The 20,250-nt window shown below is 44.9% G+C and carries 20 protein-coding genes; all 20 read right to left on the reverse strand.

The window, feature by feature from the left end; translation table 11 throughout:
• Positions 1–89: 89 nt before the first annotated feature.
• Positions 90–1,151, reverse strand: a complete 1,062-nt coding sequence (gene aroF, locus M3661_RS08465) for a 3-deoxy-7-phosphoheptulonate synthase (RefSeq protein WP_251483687.1) — start codon at positions 1,149–1,151, stop codon at positions 90–92.
• Between the two features lie 270 nt (positions 1,152–1,421).
• The gene (locus M3661_RS08470; RefSeq protein WP_251483689.1) at positions 1,422–2,390 is read right to left on the reverse strand and encodes a DUF4179 domain-containing protein; all 969 of its coding nucleotides are present in this window, start codon (positions 2,388–2,390) and stop codon (positions 1,422–1,424) included.
• 70 nt (positions 2,391–2,460) lie between these two features.
• Positions 2,461–3,219 carry a hypothetical protein gene (locus M3661_RS08475; RefSeq protein WP_251483692.1) on the reverse strand — a complete coding sequence of 253 codons (759 nt, stop codon included), beginning with the start codon at positions 3,217–3,219 and terminating at the stop codon, positions 2,461–2,463.
• A gap of 181 nt (positions 3,220–3,400) precedes the next feature.
• Positions 3,401–3,811, reverse strand: a complete 411-nt coding sequence (locus M3661_RS08480) for a BlaI/MecI/CopY family transcriptional regulator (protein ID WP_251483694.1) — start codon at positions 3,809–3,811, stop codon at positions 3,401–3,403.
• Between the two features lie 149 nt (positions 3,812–3,960).
• Positions 3,961–4,374: a hypothetical protein gene (locus tag M3661_RS08485; RefSeq protein WP_251483696.1), complete on the reverse strand. Its 414-nt coding sequence runs from the start codon at positions 4,372–4,374 to the stop codon at positions 3,961–3,963.
• A gap of 22 nt (positions 4,375–4,396) precedes the next feature.
• Positions 4,397–4,669 carry a M56 family metallopeptidase gene (locus M3661_RS08490; protein ID WP_251483697.1) on the reverse strand — a complete coding sequence of 91 codons (273 nt, stop codon included), beginning with the start codon at positions 4,667–4,669 and terminating at the stop codon, positions 4,397–4,399.
• A 100-nt stretch (positions 4,670–4,769) separates the two neighbouring features.
• Positions 4,770–6,647 carry a M56 family metallopeptidase gene (locus tag M3661_RS08495; RefSeq protein ID WP_251483699.1) on the reverse strand — a complete coding sequence of 626 codons (1,878 nt, stop codon included), beginning with the start codon at positions 6,645–6,647 and terminating at the stop codon, positions 4,770–4,772.
• A complete protein-coding gene (locus M3661_RS08500; protein ID WP_251484012.1) occupies positions 6,644–7,054 on the reverse strand; it encodes a BlaI/MecI/CopY family transcriptional regulator in 411 nt (136 codons plus the stop codon). Before M3661_RS08500 ends, M3661_RS08495 begins: the two co-directional genes overlap by 4 nt.
• 810 nt (positions 7,055–7,864) lie before the next feature.
• On the reverse strand, positions 7,865–8,629 hold the full coding sequence (locus M3661_RS08505; RefSeq protein WP_251483701.1) for a hypothetical protein: 765 nt from the start codon (positions 8,627–8,629) through the stop codon (positions 7,865–7,867).
• Positions 8,626–8,802, reverse strand: a complete 177-nt coding sequence (locus M3661_RS30700; protein ID WP_397376502.1) for a hypothetical protein — start codon at positions 8,800–8,802, stop codon at positions 8,626–8,628. The genes M3661_RS08505 and M3661_RS30700 overlap by 4 nt, the downstream gene beginning before the upstream one ends.
• A gap of 227 nt (positions 8,803–9,029) precedes the next feature.
• Positions 9,030–9,794, reverse strand: coding sequence for a hypothetical protein (locus M3661_RS08515; RefSeq protein WP_251483703.1), 765 nt, complete (start codon positions 9,792–9,794; stop codon positions 9,030–9,032).
• A gap of 191 nt (positions 9,795–9,985) precedes the next feature.
• Positions 9,986–10,768, reverse strand: a complete 783-nt coding sequence (locus M3661_RS08520; protein WP_251483706.1) for a hypothetical protein — start codon at positions 10,766–10,768, stop codon at positions 9,986–9,988.
• Between the two features lie 190 nt (positions 10,769–10,958).
• A complete protein-coding gene (locus tag M3661_RS08525) occupies positions 10,959–11,702 on the reverse strand; it encodes a hypothetical protein (RefSeq protein WP_251483709.1) in 744 nt (247 codons plus the stop codon).
• A gap of 380 nt (positions 11,703–12,082) precedes the next feature.
• Positions 12,083–13,033 (reverse strand): 4-hydroxy-3-methylbut-2-enyl diphosphate reductase, encoded by a 951-nt coding sequence (locus M3661_RS08530; RefSeq protein WP_021253997.1) that lies wholly within the window; start codon positions 13,031–13,033, stop codon positions 12,083–12,085.
• Positions 13,034–13,115: 82 nt separating this feature from the next.
• The gene (locus M3661_RS08535) at positions 13,116–14,585 is read right to left on the reverse strand and encodes a sensor histidine kinase (RefSeq protein WP_028531874.1); all 1,470 of its coding nucleotides are present in this window, start codon (positions 14,583–14,585) and stop codon (positions 13,116–13,118) included.
• A 4-nt stretch (positions 14,586–14,589) separates the two neighbouring features.
• Positions 14,590–15,276: a response regulator transcription factor gene (locus tag M3661_RS08540; RefSeq protein WP_021261002.1), complete on the reverse strand. Its 687-nt coding sequence runs from the start codon at positions 15,274–15,276 to the stop codon at positions 14,590–14,592.
• Positions 15,277–15,451: 175 nt separating this feature from the next.
• Positions 15,452–17,101, reverse strand: a complete 1,650-nt coding sequence (locus tag M3661_RS08545) for a S1C family serine protease (protein ID WP_251483713.1) — start codon at positions 17,099–17,101, stop codon at positions 15,452–15,454.
• A 285-nt stretch (positions 17,102–17,386) separates the two neighbouring features.
• Positions 17,387–18,052 carry a response regulator gene (locus tag M3661_RS08550; protein WP_021254001.1) on the reverse strand — a complete coding sequence of 222 codons (666 nt, stop codon included), beginning with the start codon at positions 18,050–18,052 and terminating at the stop codon, positions 17,387–17,389.
• A 26-nt stretch (positions 18,053–18,078) separates the two neighbouring features.
• Positions 18,079–19,164, reverse strand: coding sequence for a HAMP domain-containing sensor histidine kinase (locus tag M3661_RS08555; RefSeq protein WP_065292280.1), 1,086 nt, complete (start codon positions 19,162–19,164; stop codon positions 18,079–18,081).
• A gap of 7 nt (positions 19,165–19,171) precedes the next feature.
• Entirely contained in the window at positions 19,172–20,218 is a 1,047-nt protein-coding gene (gene liaF / locus M3661_RS08560; RefSeq protein WP_251483716.1) for a cell wall-active antibiotics response protein LiaF, read from the reverse strand.
• Between the last annotated feature and the right edge of the window lie 32 nt (positions 20,219–20,250).

A 20,250-nucleotide genomic window follows, 5' to 3' on the forward strand; every position in this document is an offset into this window, starting at 1 on the left:
AGTTTTATATTTGAAAGGATATAAAAAAAGAGGCAAACCCAATGATGTAGGTCTACCTCTTACCTCTCGCTTTACGCCTTACGTCGCCTTTATTTTTCCCATGTATCAAAAAAGGTTGGCTCCATCTTCTTCGTTTCGAATGTTTTGCCGCACAGTGGAGCAAGCTGCTCCAGCTCGCGCAGCAAGCCAGCAAATTGATCCGGGAAGAGGGACTGTACCCCATCGCCTGTCATCGAATTGTCTGGATCGGTATGCATTTCAATAATAAGACCGTCCGCACCTGCAGCCACAGATGCCTTCGACATCGTCTCTACCAGTTCGCGGCGTCCTGTCGCATGGCTTGGATCGGCAATGACCGGCAAGTGGCTAAGCTGCTTCATAACCGGTATTGCGGTCAAATCAAATGTATTCCGTGTATATGTCTCGAATGTGCGGATACCGCGCTCACACAGCATGACATTTGGATTGCCGCCTGCCAATATATATTCCGCAGCATTAAGCCATTCGTCATAAGTTGCGCTGAAGCCGCGCTTGAGCAATACCGGTTTGCCGCACTCTCCAAGCTTGCGCAGCAGATCGAAGTTCTGCATATTCCGTGTGCCTACCTGCAAAATATCCGCATGCTCCGCACAAATATCTACATATTCAGGCGTCATCACTTCTGTAATGGTAAGAAGTCCGTGCTTCTCGCCCGCTTCCTTCATCATCTCTAGCCCTTCCACGCCTATGCCTTGGAAGCTGTACGGTCCCGTACGCGGCTTAAATGCTCCTCCGCGCAGAACTTGTCCGCCTGCTGCCTTCACCAACCGTGCAATCTCATTGATTTGAGCAGGTGATTCAACCGCACACGGCCCTCCCATAACTACCAAATTGCCGCCGCCGATTTTCACGCCGCGTATTTCAATTACCGTATCTTCCGGATGGAAGTCACGACTTGCCAGTTTGTATGATTTCGTAATTTTAACCACGTTCTCTACGCCCTTCATTTGTCTAAGATGTTCTGCCAGCTTCGGCTCCGCATGTCCAATTATCCCAATTACCGTATGAGCCGTGCCACGGGATATATGAACTTGATTGCCTTGCCCTTCAATGATGCTGGCTATATTCGCGATCTGTTCTTCAGATGTCTCATTATTTACAATAACAATCATGATTGTACACCCTTTCTATGCGCAGTGCCAGTTAACCCCTTAAAGCAGAAATGCGTTCATCAATGACACTTCTTATTGTAGTTTTACTTTTACACTTACTTTAGCACTTTAATGCGTATAAGCTTTTATGCTTTTAACTGTTAAAGAAACTATACAGAACAACTACCGGATCGTCAACCCTTTTGATGCAATAATTTTCAGAAAAATAAGAAAAGAAGCCGAACGTAACGCACGACTTCTTATCATCCCTATTTATACTAGTTACACAGCTTACGAGGTAACTTGAATCTTCATTTCCAGCGCTTTGTGGTAGTCCTTTATCATGTTTCGTTTTTTATCCTCAAGAGGCAGCCCGTTCTTATCGACAAAAAGAGTAAATGGTTTTACAGTAATAAATTTAGTCCCAGAAACAGATGGAGCATACATGATTTTTTCATTATATTCTTTATCCGGCTTTTTCGCATACGTGCCCAGTCTGAACTGAACTAACTCGTTGCCTTTATCGTCTACGATTTCGTAATACATTTTGGATTGATGATACTTATTCGGCCGCTTCGTGCTGCTGCTTGGAATTTCTCCCTTGCTATGAATTTGCAGCATTGTCGTTGCATCGGTCATTCGCAGATTCGTTACTTCGTAACTGAATTTCTGCGTATTCTTCTTTGCATTTGGCTGTATGTTTATATCCCGTTTGGAGATGTTTTTCACTGGAATGACAAGAGTCATCTCCGCTGCCTCAAATTTCGCATTAATCGTCAACTCAAATTCATTGGGAAGAATAGGCTCTCCCGTTTTCGGATCAGCAGCATTTGTAAACTCTATCATGCACATATTATTCTCTTTTCCTTTTTCCACAGGAACCGAACTTGCCATCATCGATAGCTTGTCCACCTGTAGCGGCTGTCCGTTTATCAGATAGCTCTTACTAGCATATAGCGGATTCTCTCCGCCTTCGACCTTCAACACCATGACAAAGCGAGCACCGTCGTACATAAGCTCAGGCACGATCAATGTAACTCCATCTTTTGTTTCCTTCGCATTTTTCACTGTGGTCAAGCCTTTTTTGCTGGCTGCCTTTGCCCCTGAGTCCCCCCATTCCTGTAACACACTCGATCCGGATGCCGCTGCACTTGCGGTAGGCAAATTAACAACAGTCATTCCTGCTCCTGTACCCAATATAGCTGCCATACAAGTTACCACTACCATCTTCTTCATTAATGATTGTTTATATGTACTCATTTCCACATTTCCTCCTTCATTCTTGAATCACCTATTATATAGAACAACTTCAACCCCCTCATTTGTGACATTATTTTCTGACCATCGTTTCCGCAAGTTTGATTAAGTCTTCCTGAGTCAATGCATTTCCTTCATTGGTCATAATTCGAAATTGCTTGCCTTGTTCCGTCCATAGAAGTGTGTTTTGCTGCGGGCTATCCCGATATTCTGGCTGCAACTTTTGTCTTGCCTCTTCAGCAGTTTGATAATGATACCCTTTCTGGGCAGGGGATGCTTTCGAACCAAGTGCAATATATTCCAAAAGCAACGTATCCTCACCGTTCATATATTTCAGTACAATTTGCCCCGCTTCCGTCCATTCATATTTCTTCGACAACACCGCTGCACCTTTCTTTTTGGCTTCTGCTCGCAAATCGTTCTTAAATTGCGGACTATATGGGCACCGTATTTCTGCTTTCGTTAAGGAATACCCTTCTGGCAGATTTGTAGGTTCTACTAATACGGTTCCTTTTAAATCAGTCGCCTTCTTCAAATAATTCTCATAGGTTTCAAATGAAGGGGCGACATATCCGGTGAAGATAATTTCCTGCCCCTTGCTTTTCGTCTTTTCATTGTCGATAAATATGCCATAAGCATCACCCGGATTTTGCTCAACCAACTTGTGCAGTCTTGCCAACTCATCTTCAAAGACCTTCGGCTCTCCTGAAGGGCCTTTCACGGTATAGTCAATTGTGCTTTTGGCTGGCGCCGCCTCCGCGCCATTGTTCATTTGGCTGAACATTAGCAACCCGCATATTGCTGCAATGATTAGTTTTGACGTCATTTTCATAAAGACAATTCTCCCCTGTACCTCTACTATGGAACTTTTCCTTTCATCTATATAAACAACTTAAAAACGAGAATTGTGACACGGATCGACTTTTTATCAAATAAATAAAAAAAATCCCTTAGAATAAGACTGGCTGTATCGCCGTCTTCTCCAAGGGTTGTAGTAGCGCATGAATTCGAATTTACGCATCGCTCTTTTTTGATCCACCGTCATCACGGTTCTCGTCAAATAACGATTTTAAATCCTCGATTTCCTGCGCATTTAGCTTTTTATCCTGCAAAAAGTTAGCCAGCATTGGCTTCAAAGCTCCGCCATACAGCTTTTTCATGAAGGATTTGGTTTCGGAGCGCAGGTACTCCTGCTCGCTGATAAGCGGGTAGTACAAATAGTTTCGTTTCGACCCCTTCTCCAGCTTTGCGCCGGCTGCTTCTTTCTGAACCAATCGGCTCAGGAGCGTCCGAGTCGTATTCGGGCTCCACTCCATCAAATCCGTCATTTGATTGACTACCTCAATGGAAGGACAATCGGGATGCGCCCACAATACGCGCATAACCTCCAGTTCAGCATCCGTAATAGGCGGTACTTTATTCATTCATGAAACCTCCAAACTCAATCGTTCAAGACCACGCATGTAGTTATACTCATGCTATAATTGTACTTTTATAATGTCAACCTGTTTTATGTTTTTAACCTTATAAAAGCCCACGCATCCTATTCGGATAGCATGGGCTTGGACACAAGCTATTTCTTCACCATCGTTTTCGCGAGCTTGATTAGATCTTCTTTGGACATAGTGTTCGATTGAATAGTAATTTCTTTGTCTTTCACCCTCCAAGACAGGAAACTGTAGGCGGTTTCAGGACTCTCCTTTTTTACCTTTTCGATTGCAGGTTCATAGACATAACCTGTTTGTTTTTTCGCTGTTTTCGGGTCGATCGTGTACATATATACGATATACGTGTCATCTAGATAGACAGTTCCCGGCTCATTGTTCACAGCAGCCTGTGGATCCTGCTTCTGCACGGAGTCCTTTTGTAGCGCACTTGCCGCATTTCCTTCCTTTGCATTAACCAACGACACACTGCTTAGTGTAAGAATCATTGCCAATCCCAGAATAGATAAGCGGTAGGACTTTTTGTTAAATTGTTTGATCATGATAAGTCTCCTTTTCATTTGTTTATGAGTAGAGGACAGGCTGGCAACCCCCAGGTAATGTTGTTTTCCTGAAAAATGCTCCAACAGTTTGCCCGTATGCATGGTTTTGCTGTACATGCTCCTGTGAACTAGTCCGATCCAGCACGTATGCATCACAGGCCATCTCCTGATCCTGCCTTGCTTTATGTACGGCAAGCCACAATAATGGATTAAACCAATGGAAAATGAGTAGGATATGCATCATCCAATTCACCGCCACATCCCGCCGCTGTATACGGGCACATTCATGCGCCAAAACAAAAAACACCCCCCCGGAAAAACTGTTAATCCTTCACAGCTTCTCCGGGGGGGATGCTCTATATGTTTCGTCCGATCATGAAATCCTTCTTATCTATCTATTTTTTCTCAAGAACCATCGTTTTCGAAAGCTGGATTAGATCTTCTTTCGACATATCAGTGTTCGTTTGAATAGTAATTTCTTTGTCTTTCACCCTCCAAGACAGTAAACTATAAGCGGTTTCAGGACTCTCCTTTTTTACCTTTTCGATTGCAGGTTCATAGACATAGCCTGTTTGCTTTTTCGCTGTTTTCGGGTCGATCGTGTACATATCCAATAAGAACTTGTTCTTCCCATTCACATACTCAAGCTTGAATTTGCCCGGTACCTTCCAATCATACTTCTTCGCATAAAGCAATTTGCCTTGTCCCTCAATGGCGGCTTCTTTTTTTACTTCTGCTTCGAACTCCTTACTTTTCAGATACTCGATTTCTGCTTTGACTAACTTATATCCCTTCGGCAGGTTGGACGGCTTCTGCAATACTGCCCCTTGATACGTAGCAGCCTTTTTTATATATTCCTCGTATGTTTTGAACTCAAGCGGATTGATTATATAGAGGAATTCCATTCCGGACATCAATTTTTTATTGCTAAAAAAAGCAACATATACGTCACCCGGATTTTTAGCCTCTTGACCTATTTTTCTTACTTCTTTATCAACTATTTCATTCTGTTCTTCTAGTGTAAGCTCCTGATCAGTCGATGTGGTAGCCGCAGAGTCACTCGCTATCTGTGGATCCTGCTCCTGCACGGAGCTCTTTTGTGGCGCACTCGCCGCATTTCCTTCCTTTGCATTAACCAACGACACACTGCTTAGCATAAGAATCATTGCCAATCCCAGAATAGATACGCGGTAGGATTTTTTGTTAAATTGTTTGATCATGATAAGTCTCCTTTTCATTTGTTTATGAGTAGAGGACAGGCTGGCAACCCCCGGGTAATGATGTTTTCCCGAAAAATGCTCCAACACATGGATAATCGTTTGCCCGTATGCATGGTTTTGCTGTACATGCTCCTGTGAACTCATCCGATCCAGCACGTATGCATCACAGGCCATCTCCTGATCCTGCCTTGCTTTATGTACGGCAAGCCACAATAATGGATTAAACCAATGGAAAATGAGTAGGATATGCATCATCCAATTCACCGCCACATCCCGCCGCTGTATATGGGCACATTCATGCGCCAATATGTATTGAAGTTGATCCTCTTGCAGTGTGACGAGCAAACTTGGCGAAATGAGAATCGCTGGCTTGCTATAGCCAACAACGGCAGGCCCGGGAATAAGCTCGCTAGCGATAAAGTTCACATCACGCTTTACGCCCATTAGCCGCTTCGTTTCACGAAACACTGTCGTTAAAAAAGGCGTTTCAATTTTTTTTGCCGCATGTAAGGCTCGCTTCAATCGAAGTTGGTCGAAGACAGTCTTCGCAGCAAAAAGCAGGATACCCAAAAGCCAAACCGACATCAGCATATTGATGAAACCCAGTTGCTTGAACCCACTCCACCAGAAGCGTATGTTCCATACAGTACCAGATTCATGAGACGAATCCGATATTTCTACACTCCCTCTTAAGAGGTTGCTTTTCTCCGAATCAATAGAATTCTCTGCTTGAGCTGCCGCTTCGCTCTTTTCACCTGGCCTTCTCCACAAATTGTGCCAAGCTGATGTATTTTGAGTTTGTTGCTTAGTTTCTGGAACTATGGTCTCCAATGAAAAAACATTGTATAGGCTAAGTGAAGACTCCGGTGCCCAAGGCAGCAGCAATCGAATCGCCACAGGGATCCACAGCAGGTACTTCCATCTGACTTCAAGCTTGTTTCTTAACAGAAGTTGCAGCATCAGAACCAGTAAAACCAGGATGCTTGCCATGAATGAGCCGCGAATCACCCAGCCAAAAAACGATAATAAACATTCATGCAATGTCGAACTCATTTGCAATCTCTCATTTCCGGTTCGTCGCCGCTATTTCCGTCAAATAAAGCCTTTAAATCCTCGATTTCCTGTGGATTCAGCGTCTTATCCTCTAAGAAATTAGCCAGCATCGGCTTTAATGCCCCGCCGTACAGCTTCTTCATAAAAGACGTAGTTTCCGATCGCAAGTATTCCTGCTCGCTGATGATCGAAAAAAATAGCTGGGTGCGCTTCGAACCTTCTTCAAGTTTCGCCCCCGCCGCTTTCTTCTGCACCAAGCGATTTAGAAGCGTTCGTGTCGTATTCGGACTCCATCCCATGCGCTCCGTCAGCTGTTTTACGACCTCACTGGATGGGCAATTCGGATTTGCCCATAAGACGCGCATGATTTCCAATTCCGCATCCGTAATCGGTGGTATTTGATTCAGATTCATGCATGCAACCCCCAAAGTACATTCGTATATTAGACTACATTTGTAGTTATAAATACATGTTATATTTTTACTTCATCGGTGTCAACAGATTTTACATTCAAAATGCTCTCGTTTATGTTGCATGCATTCATAATTTGTACCGTCAGCGGAAATGGTGGTGTGCGGATTGATCCACTCGTAACAACACGCTGCTTAGAGCCACACTATATTACCTTGTTTCTGCATTTATTCCACAACACTCCTTTCAACGATCATTTTGAAATAAATATAACTACATATGTAGTTAATTAATATACTACAACTGTAGTTTATATATGTCAACATGCATTCACCAGAATTTAGTGAATACTCCTTCTCAAACCCCTCTAGCTGATAACTGTTGTATATCAGCTACATATCACACGGATTTTTCTCTAACAGTTTGTCAAGTTTGGCCTTCTCCGCTTGCGCCAACTTCTCGCCTTCATTTGCAGCCATTGGTTTCGTTGCTGCTGCCTTCAGCTGATGCCGTATATAGCATGATCTGACGCTGTTGACATGAGGTGCAGGGATCCGAACAATAGAATGCTGCATTGTGAAGCAATTGCTATTTTCATCGTCATTTTCATTTCTAATTGACCCTCTCTAGTTAGTTTTTTAACGCCTCATCTTATATAACAATTCCCACCATGCCATTCGTAACATCATTCTCAAATAATCCCTGAAAAACAAAAAATAACCCCCAGAAAAACTGCTTAACCTTTCACAGCTTCCCCGGGGATTACTCGATATACTTCGTCCGATTACGAAACCCTGCTTATCTTATTATTTTTTCTCAAGTACCATCGTTTTCGAAAGCTTGATTAGATCTTCTTTGGACATATCCGTGTTCGTTTGAATCGAAATTAATTTGTCTTTCACCCTCCAAGACAGTAAACTATAAGCGGTTTCAGGACTCTCCTTTTTTACCTTTTCGCTAGCAGGTTCATAGACATAACCTGTTTGCTTTTTCGCTGTTTTCGGGTCGATGGTGTACATATCCAATAAGAACTTGTTCTTCCCATTCACATACTCAAGCTTGATTTCGCCCGGTACCTTCCAATCATACTTCTTCGCATAAAGTAATTTTCCTTGTCCCTCAATAGCGGCTTCTTTTTTGACTTCTGCTTCGAACTCCTTACTCTTCGAATGCACGATTTCCGCTTTGACTAACTTATATCCCTTCGGCAGGTTGGACGGCTTCTGCAATACTGCCCCTTGATACGTAGCAGCCTTTTTTATATATTCTTCGTATGTTTTGAACTCAAGCGGATTGACTATATAAAGGAATTCCATTCCGGACATCAATTTTTTATTGCTAAAAAAAGCAACATATACGTCACCCGGATTTTTAGCCTCTTGACCTATTTTTCTTACTTCTTTATTAACTAATTTACTCTGTTCTTCTAGTGTAAGCTCCTGATCAGTCGATGTGGTAGCCGCAGTGTCACTCGCTGTCTGGGATGGAGCCGCCTGACCTGAGAAGCTCATTGAACCGAACAACAGGATACCGCTTAATGTAGCAATCACTAATTTCATCGTTGTTTTCATTGGATTGATTCCCCTTCTTCTGCGATTATGAGTATGTCCTCATTTATTTCAATCTCTACGTTCCATTTTGTTACAGACTCCCATTTTTTGGACGCCATGCGCTCCGTCAGCTGTTTTACGACCTCACTGAATGGGCAATTCGGATTTGTCCATAAGACGTGCATGATTTCCAATTCCGCATCCGTAGCGGAAATGATGGTGTGCGGATTGATCCACTGTTGAACCTAGTAACAACACGCTACTTAGAGCCACTAAATTACTTTGATACTGCATTCATTCCACAACACTCCTTTCAACGATCAATTGAAATAAATAAAACTACGGATGTAGTTAATCAATATACTACAACCGTAGTTTATATATGTCAACATGTATTCACCAGAATTTAGTGATGTCAAAGCTATTTTTTGACCATCGTTGTCGCCAGCTTGATCAAGTCTTCCTTCGTCAGCGGATTCTCTGCATTGGTTGAAATCGAGAACCCCTTACCCTGTTCATACCAATTTAATGAGCTAGTAATAAATTTAGGATCAAGTTTTGGATTTTTCTTTTTCATATCCGAAGCAGCGATATAGACATATCCTTGTTGTTTCTTATCCATCTCTTCAATCCGATAACTAGAGAACTGAATATAATCTTTGCCGTTCACAAAACGCAACTGGATCATATTCGTATCCTTCCATTCAAGCTTCTTTGAATACACCTTTTTGCCGAGCTTTTTCGCCTCAGCCTGCAGGGCTGCCGCATACTCATTTGTATAAGGCGCAGCAACAATTACCCCATCGTACGTATAGCTCTTCGACAGATCAGCAGGCTTCTGCGGAGCCGGCTCTTTCATAACACGCAACAACTTCTCATAGTCCTCGTATTTCTCATAGCGCGGATTAAAATTGCCATAACCAAAAACCTCAAATCCCTTTGGCTGAAAACTGCTGTATATCAGATACATATCACACGGATTTTTTTCCAACAGCTTGTCAAGTTTAGCCTTCTCGGCTTGCTCCAACTTCTCGCCTTCATTCGCAGTCGTTGGTTTCGTTGCTGCCGCCTTCAAGCTGATGCCGCTTATAGCATGATCTGGCGCTGTGCCTGACATGAGGTGCATGGATCCGAACAATAGAATGCTGCATTGTGAAGCAATTGCTATTTTCATCTTCGTATTCATATAAAATCGCACCTTTCCTGTTTGACATGTAATATCTACCATTTATATAACAATTTCAACCATTTGATTTGTGACATGACTCTCAACCTAAGCAGCGAAAATACCCCCAGGTAAGACATGCTGATCCACGTCTTCCCTGAGGGTGTTCAATATCGAACTATCTTACGTTTGCAACAATAACATGGCGATTCTTACTTTTTGACCATCGTTTTCGCCAACTTGATCATCTCTTCCTTCGTCATTGGATTCTTTGGATTCGTATGAACGGAAAGCAGCTTGCCGTGTTGGATCCAAACCAACGAATTTACTATATATTTCTCGCCTACATATGGATTATCTTTTTTCATTTTTTCCGCGGTTGTATAGGTATACTCTTGACTATAATTTTTCTTATCCACCGCATCAGGCTTACGGCTGCTTATTTTGATAAAATCGTCTCCATTTTTGAATTCTAATTTGGTTTCATTTGTAGTTGTCCAATTCAGCTTTTTAGAGTAAATCTGTTTTTTTAATTTTTTCGCTTCTGCTTTCAAATCTGCAGCATAATCAACGCTATATGGACCTGTAATCTCTGCCTCGGAGAAGACATATCCCTTGGGCAAGTTAGCAGGTCGTTGCAGCGTTGCTTCCTTCAAACTGGATGCTTTCTTTAGATAGTCCTCATATTTGTCATACTTTGGAGAGGAGTTGCCCAGCAAGTAGACCTCTGCTTTGCCTTTGACTTTCGTCAATTCATTACTGACAAATACGATATAGGTATCATCCGGATTTTTTTCGAGCAATTTTTTGATTCTCTCCTCCTCTGCTTTCTCCAGCTTTTCACCTTCAGTCATGGTCTTTGGATTAGCCGCTGCCGTCTTCAACGTTATATCGCTTATCGAACGAGAAGACGCTGCCTCTGCTGCGAGATTCATCGAACCAAATAATAGGAAGCCGCTTAGCGTTGCGATTGCAAGTTTCATTGTCATTTTCATATCAAAGTGCCCCTCTCTAGTTAATCTTTTGACGCCTTATCTTATATAACAACTCTCACCTTGCCTTTCGTGACATCATTTTCAAATCATCCCTGAAAAACAAAAAACAACCCCCTGAAAAACTGCTAATCCTTCACAGCTTCCCCGGGGGTTACTCGATATACTTCGTCCGATTACGAAACCCTGCTTATTATTTTTTCTCAAGCACCATCGTTTTCGAAAGCTTGATTAGATCTTCTTTGGACATATCCGTATTCGTTTGAATCGTAATTGCTTTGTCTTTCACCCTCCAAGACAGGAAATTGTATTTTGCCTTTTCGCTAGCAGGTTCATAGACATAGCCTGTTTGCTTTTTCGCTGTTTTCGGGTCGATCGTGTACATTTCAAACAGAAACGTGTTCTTCCCATTCACAAACTCAAGCTTGATTTCGCCCGGTACCTTCCAATCATATTTCTTCGCATAAAGTAATTTTCCTTGTCCCTCAATAGCGGCTTCTTTTTTGACTTCTGCTTCGAACTCCTTACTTTTCAGATACTCGATTTCCGCTTTGGCTAACTTATATCCCTTCGGCAGGTTGGTTGGCTTCTGCAATACTGGCCCTTGATACGTAGCAGCCTTTTTTATATATTCCTCGTATGTTTTGAACGTAAGCGGATTGACTATATAGAGAAATTCCATTCCGGACATCAATTTTTTATTGCTAATAAAAGCAACATACACGTCACCCGGATTTTTAGCCTCTTGCCCTATTCTTCTTACTTCCTTTTCATATATCTTATTCTGTTCTTCTAATGTTAGCTCCTGATCAGTCGATGTGGCAGCCGCAGTGTCACTCGCTGTCTGGGATGGATCCGCCTGAACTGTGAAGCTCATAGAACCGAACATCAGGATGCCGCTTAATGTAGCAATTACTAATTTCATCGTTGTTTTCATTGGATGATTCTCCTTCTTCTTACAATTATGAATATGTATTCACATATGTATAACAATCTCACCGTTCCATTTTGTGACAGGCTTCCAATGATTTCATAGAAAAAATAAAAAAACTCCCCCAAAGGAACTTAGCATTTAAGTTCCTTTGAAGGAGCCACTCACATTTGCCTATACATATTGCACATAGACTTTATGATAGGAAGTTACATTACTTTGGACCGAAGCCCGCTTCTTCAACAGGATTCAATGAGCCCCACAGCCATATACTGCTGAGTGTTGCAATTACTGTCTTTATCGATATTTTCATGTGTGATTGCTCCTCTCTGACCCAACCTGTTCTTCTTAATTTCTACGTACCAGCTAGTCCCTTTGTTTCATCTTCACGATTTCGACTTCGTTCGAACAGGAGGAAGCAGCTTCTTCATATTTACCGTCCGCGTCTTCTCCCATGTCTCTGGATCCGCCTCGTCGAACTGTTCCAAGAACGCAATGACTTCCTTTGTAATTGGCGTCGGCGTCGAAGCGCCGGAGGTTACCCCAACCTTCTTAACGCCTCGCAGCCATTCCACATCCAGCTCAGACAAGTCTCCAATGCGGTACGCCGTCGTACCGGCAATCTCCTCTGACACCTGAGCAAGACGGTTCGAGTTATTGCTGCGCGGGTCGCCGACAACGATAACAAGATCGCATTCTCCCGCTTGCTCCGCCACTGCCGCCTGACGAACCTGTGTCGCCATGCAAATTTCGTTATGGATTTCGGCTGATGGGAATTTCTCAACCAATCGATTCATAATATGCTTAATGTCCCATTGGCTCATCGTCGTCTGGTTCGTAATAATAATCTTGTCTGTCGCCAGTTGAAGCGACTGAACTTCTTCTTCCCGCTCAATCAAATGAACGCTGTCCGGCGCAACACCGATTGCCCCTTCAGGCTCCGGATGTCCTTTCTTCCCGATGTAAATAACCTCGTAACCTTCCGCCGTCTTCTCGCGAATGAGATCATGCGTACGTGTTACATCCGGGCAAGTAGCATCGACAGTCGTAAGCCCCTTCTCACGTGCCTTGCGGCGAACCTCTGGCGATACACCATGCGCCGTGAAGATAATCGTCCCCGACTCTACTTGATCCAGGATTTCCATCCGGTTCGGGCCATCAAGCGTAATAATGCCCTCATCCTCGAATGCGTTCGTTACATGACTGTTGTGCACAATCATGCCCAATATATAGATAGGCCGCGGCAAATCCAGATTGCGTGCAGTTTGCTGTGCAATGACCATTGCATCAACAACACCATAGCAATAACCTCGCGGTGTTATTTTCATTACTTCCACATGTACACCTGCTTCCCTTCCAATCGCTTCGTCCGCTTTAAGAGCTGCAATGAAACTGCACCACAAGCATCCGGCTTCTTCATTATACCGGAACTTCCTCGCATTCGTCGACCGAAGCAAGCGGCAGCCAGATAATGAACGTCGTCCCCTCATTTGGCTTCGTGACTACTTCCACAGAACCGCGGTGCTCATCAATGATCCATTTCGCAATCGACAGACCGAGTCCCGTTCCGGAAGTAACCCCGCGAGATACGTCAGCACGATAGAATCGCTCAAAGATATACGGAACTTCCTTCTGATTCATGCCCATTCCCGTATCTTGCACCTTCAAGCCAATTTGCTCGTCCTGAATAATCGCATCCAGACGCACAAACCCGCCATCTGTATATTTGAATGCATTCTCGATGAAGATGAACAGCATCTGCTGCAAATAATCTTTGTTGCCGTATACCACTTTCTGTTCGATTGCTGCTATATCTCCTAGAATCCATTCAGCCTTGCGCGGCAAGAATTGCGCTCTTCGCACAACTTCCTCCACGAGCGACTTCAATTCAATCATCGACTTCTCCATCACATAACCGGCATCCGCGCGAGCCAGTGACAGCATATCATTGATAAGCCTGCTCATTCGACGCGATTCATCTGCTATGTCGCTTAACGCTTCCATAGACATTTGCTGCTTGTCTACTTCTGTTAACGCCAGTGTCCCGCTTTCTTGCAGCCACATCTTCTCAAGCAGATCAACATTTCCCCGAATAGTAGTCAGCGGTGTGCGCAGTTCATGCGATGCATCAGATACGAATCTGCGCTGTGCCCGGTATGCCTCGTCAAGCTCATTGTAGAAGGCTTCCATCCGCCCGAGCATGCTGTTAATGCGGTCAGTCAATTGACCAACCTCATCATCCGGCGGCCCGACACGCGGAATTCTTACACTGAGATCCGCACCCTTCTGAACCCGGTCTGTCGCTTTAATAATGTTCTCAATCGGACGTAATGATTTCTGCGCCAAGAAGAGCCCTAGTGAGAACGCCAGTACAACGGTAACCATGGACGCAACAACGAGAATACTCCTTAGTTCACGCATAAATCGAGCCTCATGTCCGGTAAAGGCAGCGACCTGTACAGCTCCGATGATCGTATCATTGTTCTCCAGCTTCAGCAGCTTCTCATACACGAGAAATTGAAACGATTGCACCTCAACCTTTCGTATGCCTGCTTTAATTTGGCTTGGATTCGACGGAACAGGCAGCTTCAGATTGAGGGACTTCAAGTTATCAGAACGAATTAGCTTGCCTGAACTGAAGTTAATCGTCTGAAAAAACACTTCCTCATTATTTAACCGATTAGACTGCTGAACATCCCAATTCAGCTGGGAACGTTCCCAATCGATAGAGGGGAGGATATACAATTGATCCATCTGGTTGGAAATGCGGGTCTTAATATCTTTATAGATGTTGTAGTCGACAAATGTATAAATCGCAATCCCGAACAAAAATAAGGTAAAGGCAAGCAAAGCCGAATACCAGACTGTAAGCCGCAATCGAATTGACATCGATCTAACTGTCCCCTCTCAGTACATAGCCCGTCCCACGGATCGTTAGTATGATGCGTTTGCCTCCATGCTCCTCTGTCTTCTGACGAAGCATGGCAATATATACTTCCAACACATTGGATTCACCGCTGTAATCATATCCCCATATCTTCTCCATAATCATATCGCGCGGCAGTACCCGCTTCGGGTTCTGCATGAATAGATGGAGCAGTTCAAATTCCTTCGCTGTAAGCTCGATCGCCTTGCCGTCCCGCTGTACTTCACGTGTATGTAAGTCCAGCACAATATCCTCGAATGTTAGCCGATGCGATCCCCCTTCACTATCACTGCGACGCCGCAACAGGGCACGGACACGTGCAAGCAGCTCTTCAAGTGCAAACGGCTTTACCAAGTAATCATCCGCCCCGTTATCAAGCCCCTTCACGCGATCCTGCACCTCATCCTTAGCCGTCAGCATGAGCACAGGCACACTGCTGCCCCCTTCTCGCATGCGGCGGCATACTTCCCATCCATCAACTTCGGGCATCATGACGTCCAATATGACCATGTCTGGTTCATGCAGCATCATGTCCCGCAGCCCTTCCGATCCATTCGAAGCCGTACGTACCTCGTACCCTTCGAACACCAACCCCCTTCGAAGCATGGAGGTAATTTTCTCATCATCATCAATTACCAGTATCGTTGATCGCATCATACTCATCCCCTTTTTCCGATTTCCATCAAATATGCAAATCATTTGTTATTCTGCCAATAAAGCGAAAAGGAAGCCAGAAATCGCATAAGCCATTCTGTGCTTCCTATCTTTATACTTGGGGGGATGCGTCCTTCAAGTGCCATTGCTCATGTCGTGACGCACTCCCTTCCCCTTATTGCTGCAATTGTTTCGTGAATTTGTTCTTATCGCCAATCTTCACACTTACATCAATCGACTTGCCGTTGCGTACGACTTGAAGCTTAACGGTATCGCCAACCTTCTTCTTGCTAATCTGTTCAATTAGCTCTTCCTTGGTTGTATATTTAGTCCCATCCATACCGGTAATGATATCATATGCGCGCAAATCTGCCTCATAAGAAGGGGTACCGAACAACACTTCGCTCACGAGAGACCCCTTAATTAGATTCATACCTAATCGGTCTGCAATATCATCTGTCATCGTAATGAGTGTTGCACCGATAAACGGCAGAGGCTCCTTCGCAATCTCGCGTTTATTCTTCAAATCCTCGACAACCTTACTCATCACATTCGATGGAATCGCGAATCCAATTCCTTGCGCCTGGCGACTTACCGCTACATTCATGCCGATAACTTCGCCCTGCATGTTCAACAACGGACCGCCAGAGTTACCAGGGTTGATCGATGCATCTGTCTGAAGCAAGTGTTGGTATTCACGAGCGCTGCCGTTATCGTCAACATTGATCTTACGTTCGCGTGCACTAAGTACACCAACAGTAACCGTATGATCGAATCCAGACGGGTTGCCGATTGCAACAAGCCAGTCTCCGATTTGGGTTGCATCAGAATTTCCAAGGCTAACAGTAGGAAGATCGCCTTTGCTTTCAATCTTCAGTACAGCCAAATCCAAGTCCTTGCTATGTCCAAGCAGCTCTGCCTTAATCGGCTCCTTGTTTCCTTCCACCTGTACCTGAATCGCCTCCGCACCTTCAATCACGTGCTGATTCGTCAATATATAACCGTCTTTATCAAAAATGAACCCTGTACCGATTCCAAGAGGCTGCAGCTTCGGCTTCACATCCTGGCGGGAATTGTCATTCCCATAGCCGTCTCCGAAGAATTGGCGGAAGAACGGGTCATCCATCCACGGATTGCTGCCACCACCGCTTTGCCCTCTTGTCGTTCCGAATGTCTCGATCTTCACGACAGCAGGACTAGCTTTTTTAAATACATCCGCTACACTGTTCGAGCCGTTCGGCAGCGTAGTTCCAGGCCCATTGGTCTGCACCGCATTCGCACCTGCCGCACTGCTTCCAGCCCCCTCGCCAGCAAGCGCCGTTCCTCCTGTAAACAGGTTCGTCTTGTCAGCCGTAATCATAAGCGCCGTAATGACGAGTGCTCCTGCCATGAAGGAAGCAAATATTGCCTTGAAGGAAGTCCCTCTCTTGCGCTTCGAATCCTTGAAGTTCCAATCACCTTGCGGTGGAGCAGATTGGCCTCCTCCGTCACCACGCATATTCGGAGCCATATATCCACTCGCTTGAGCCCCTCCCTGCTGCGTAGCGCTGGAGAACGGAAGCGGCTTAACCGGATTTGGCGGCGTTACCTGCACATCATTCATACGTCCAGTTGGATCTGTCGATGTTGTGGTTCTCGAAGGTTCTTCTTGTTTTACAGATTGATAAGGGCCGTAGGCGTAATAGTAACGTTCATTTTGCTTGCCCAGTTCCTGTTCCTCACTCAGGCTGCCATCGCGCTCTTGTCGAGCAGCGCTGTCGTCTGATGCTGATGTATGAGAATCCTTGTCGGATGCACGAAATAAATTGCGTTTTTGTTCGTCCATTTTGCCTACCTCCTAATGTACTCGTATCAAATGAAGTATCGTAATGATATGTTTATATAATGGACGATAAACCTTAATCCTAGCTTAAAAACAATATAAAACACCATAAAAGATGATAATACAAAAGTTCGACAAAAAAACAGGCCCTTCGGCCTGTTCTGCAATTCCTGTCGACGCAATAAACAGCACAGTTCAAATCTGTTAGTGTCTAGACCTAGAATATCATATATCTAGGCAACTGAAGCATCACGCTCACAACTACGTCTATTTACAGGATAGACGTAGTTATTCGTTTTTAACCCACCCTTTACGATGAGCGAACACCGCAAGCTGTGTACGATCCTGCAGCTCACACTTCATAAGTAGGTTCGATACATGTGTCTTAACCGTCTTGATGCTGATATGGAGCTCATCTGCAATATCCTTGTTCGTCTTGCCATCAGCAATAAGCAGCAGCACTTCCTTCTCCCGCTCCGTCAGTCCCTCGTCATCCGGCTGAGCTGCACGCTTGCGCAGTCCACGGGTCAATGCCTGTGATACTTCTCCGCTCATGACCGGTCTGCCCTGCAGCGCGCCACGAATCGCGTATACCAGTTCTTCAGCCGACACCGTCTTGAGCACATAACTGACTGCCCCCGCCTGAATCGCTTCGACAACCTGCTCATCTTCCATGAAGCTGGTCAGCATGACAATTCGCAAATTCGGAAACTGTGCGATAAGCTCTCTTGTCGTCTCTACCCCGTTCAAGTCAGGCATCATCAAGTCCATAAGGATTAAATCAGGCAATGGCTCATTCCGACTAGCCATCGCTTGTATGGCAGCAATCGCTTCTCTACCACCACTAGCCTCACCAATAACTTCAATCTCCGGATCGAGCATTAAGTAAGTTTGAAGACCTAGCCGCACCATTTCATGATCGTCCACAAGAAATACCGATGTCTTATCCCCCAACAGATTCGCCTCCCGTCCGTTCTCCGTTACTCACACATTTCTGTATTGGAATGACCTCCGTCATTTGACTGCTCTTCTATTTCTTCAAATCGAGGGATATGTACGCGTATCGTCGTTCCCGCTCCCGGACGGCTTATGAGATCCATGTGACCGCCAAGCTTATCCACCCGTTCTCGCATCGTCGTCAGTCCATAGCTCCCTGCCTTGAATGACGCACTCTGAAGATCGAACCCTTGGCCATCATCTGCCACAGCAAGAATAATCTGATTCGGCGTCTCCTGCAGAGTCAAGGTAACCTTCGTCGCCTTCGCGTGTTTGACTACATTGGCCATGGCTTCCTGAATCATTAAGAAGCACTGATGCTCTTTGGCTTCCGACAATTCACAATTTAGTTCAATGTCAATCTTACCTTGCAAGCCATTCTGCCGGCAATAGTCAGGGAACCAGCGGCCCAACGCTTCTTGCAATGTCTTGCCGTCAAGCTCAAGCGGCCGAAGCTGTGCAATTAAGCCGCGCATTTGGCGCTGTGCGGTATGGGACATCTCAACAAGATGGCCAACCACCTTCTTCGCCCGATCCATATCCATGTCCATGACCTTCGTCAAGGAAGAGGAAGCCATATGAAGTGCAAATAACTGCTGACTAACCGTATCATGCAAATCTCTTGCTAGACGTCTTCGTTCCTCCAATACAACAGCTTCGCATTCCCGCTCCCGATCCATCACTTGCTGCTCGGACATCTTCTGCAAGATACGAAGCTTCTGCTCCATCCCGCTTACCATCGTATTGAAGTCTTCATACAAGCGAGCAAATGACTCTTCATCGCCAAGCGGAATCCGCTCTGACCAATTGCCCTTCATCACCTGCATCATACTATCGTGAAGCACGTCCAGGCGGCGCTGAAGGCGCACGCCTGCGACATAACCCATAATGACCGATACGATGATGACCGTCACAATACCGAACAGCCACCAGTTCATCCCACTATACCAGGAACCTCCATAGACGAAGCCAATCCAGAACACACTCATGATAATACAGCCTGAAATCACAAAGGTGAGAAGCAGCTCCCACTTGACACTCTTCGTGCTGCGAAACCAGCGTGACACCATGATTGCACTACCCCACTTTCATGACCTTTACATCCCCTATGAAGGTACTGACGGAGATTTTCACTTTCTTGCCTGCTTCATAATAATAGGGAGTCTCCACTTGCAGATTATTCATGAACCCTTCCTTCTCCTGATTGAATACTCTCACATCGCCAAGGAAGGAGCTTGAACTTACCACTACACCAAGATCCATATCATTCGGAACATATACTTTCACATCTCCTATAAAAGAAGAAACATTGATCTTCGTCTCGCCGTACGACACTTGCGCCTTCGTCAAGTCGATTACCGTGTCACCAATGAAATGCGAGATGTTCATCGGCTTCAATTCCCAATAATCAGAGCCTAAATGAATATCACCGATAAAGCCTGACTTGTTCACCGTGTCGAACTTCGATCCTGAGCCCATTGGCGGAGGCGGCGGTGGAGGCGGTGGTACTGATCCCTTATACGAAAATGGATCATAATCAGATGATTGGCTTTGATTGCGTCCAAACGGTTCTTTATAGCGTCTGTCGCTATCCCCGCCTACTGCCGAACCAGTCTCATCATATCCCGGAGGCGGAGGAACATCGGATACACCGTCTTTATTAAAATGCTTATTAAAGGACTGATCAAAGTCATCATCTAGTGGACGCGGTTCACTAAACGGTCGATCATGTTGTCCACCATGTTCATGCCAGTACCCTTCGTCCCAACGCTTACGATCACGATACTTATCTCTATGCCGATTTTTTCGCGGACGAATCAACATCCCTACACCGACCATAATGAGGATAAATGGAACGAGCATCCTCATAGCTGAACCAATATCCACCGTCAGAACTCCTAAATTCGATAACTGGAAGTAGCCACCGATGGCTAGAAGGATAAGCCCCCAGAACGCCCCCTGTATAAGCGCATTAAATCCCGTTAAGATAAGGATCACCGGCCAGAATGTGCGTATCAATTCCCCAAGATCCATATCAATATAACCAAGTTGGTTAAGCATGAAGAAAGCGCCGATCGCGATTAGAAACAACCCTCCCGACCATCTGCCACGCTTATTATTCATACGGTTCCCTCCATTTCTCTACAGTCATTTCA

It is taken from the genome of Paenibacillus sp. MER 180 (genome assembly GCF_023713665.1).
Classification (GTDB): Bacteria; Bacillota; Bacilli; order Paenibacillales; family Paenibacillaceae; genus Paenibacillus_B; species Paenibacillus_B suaedae.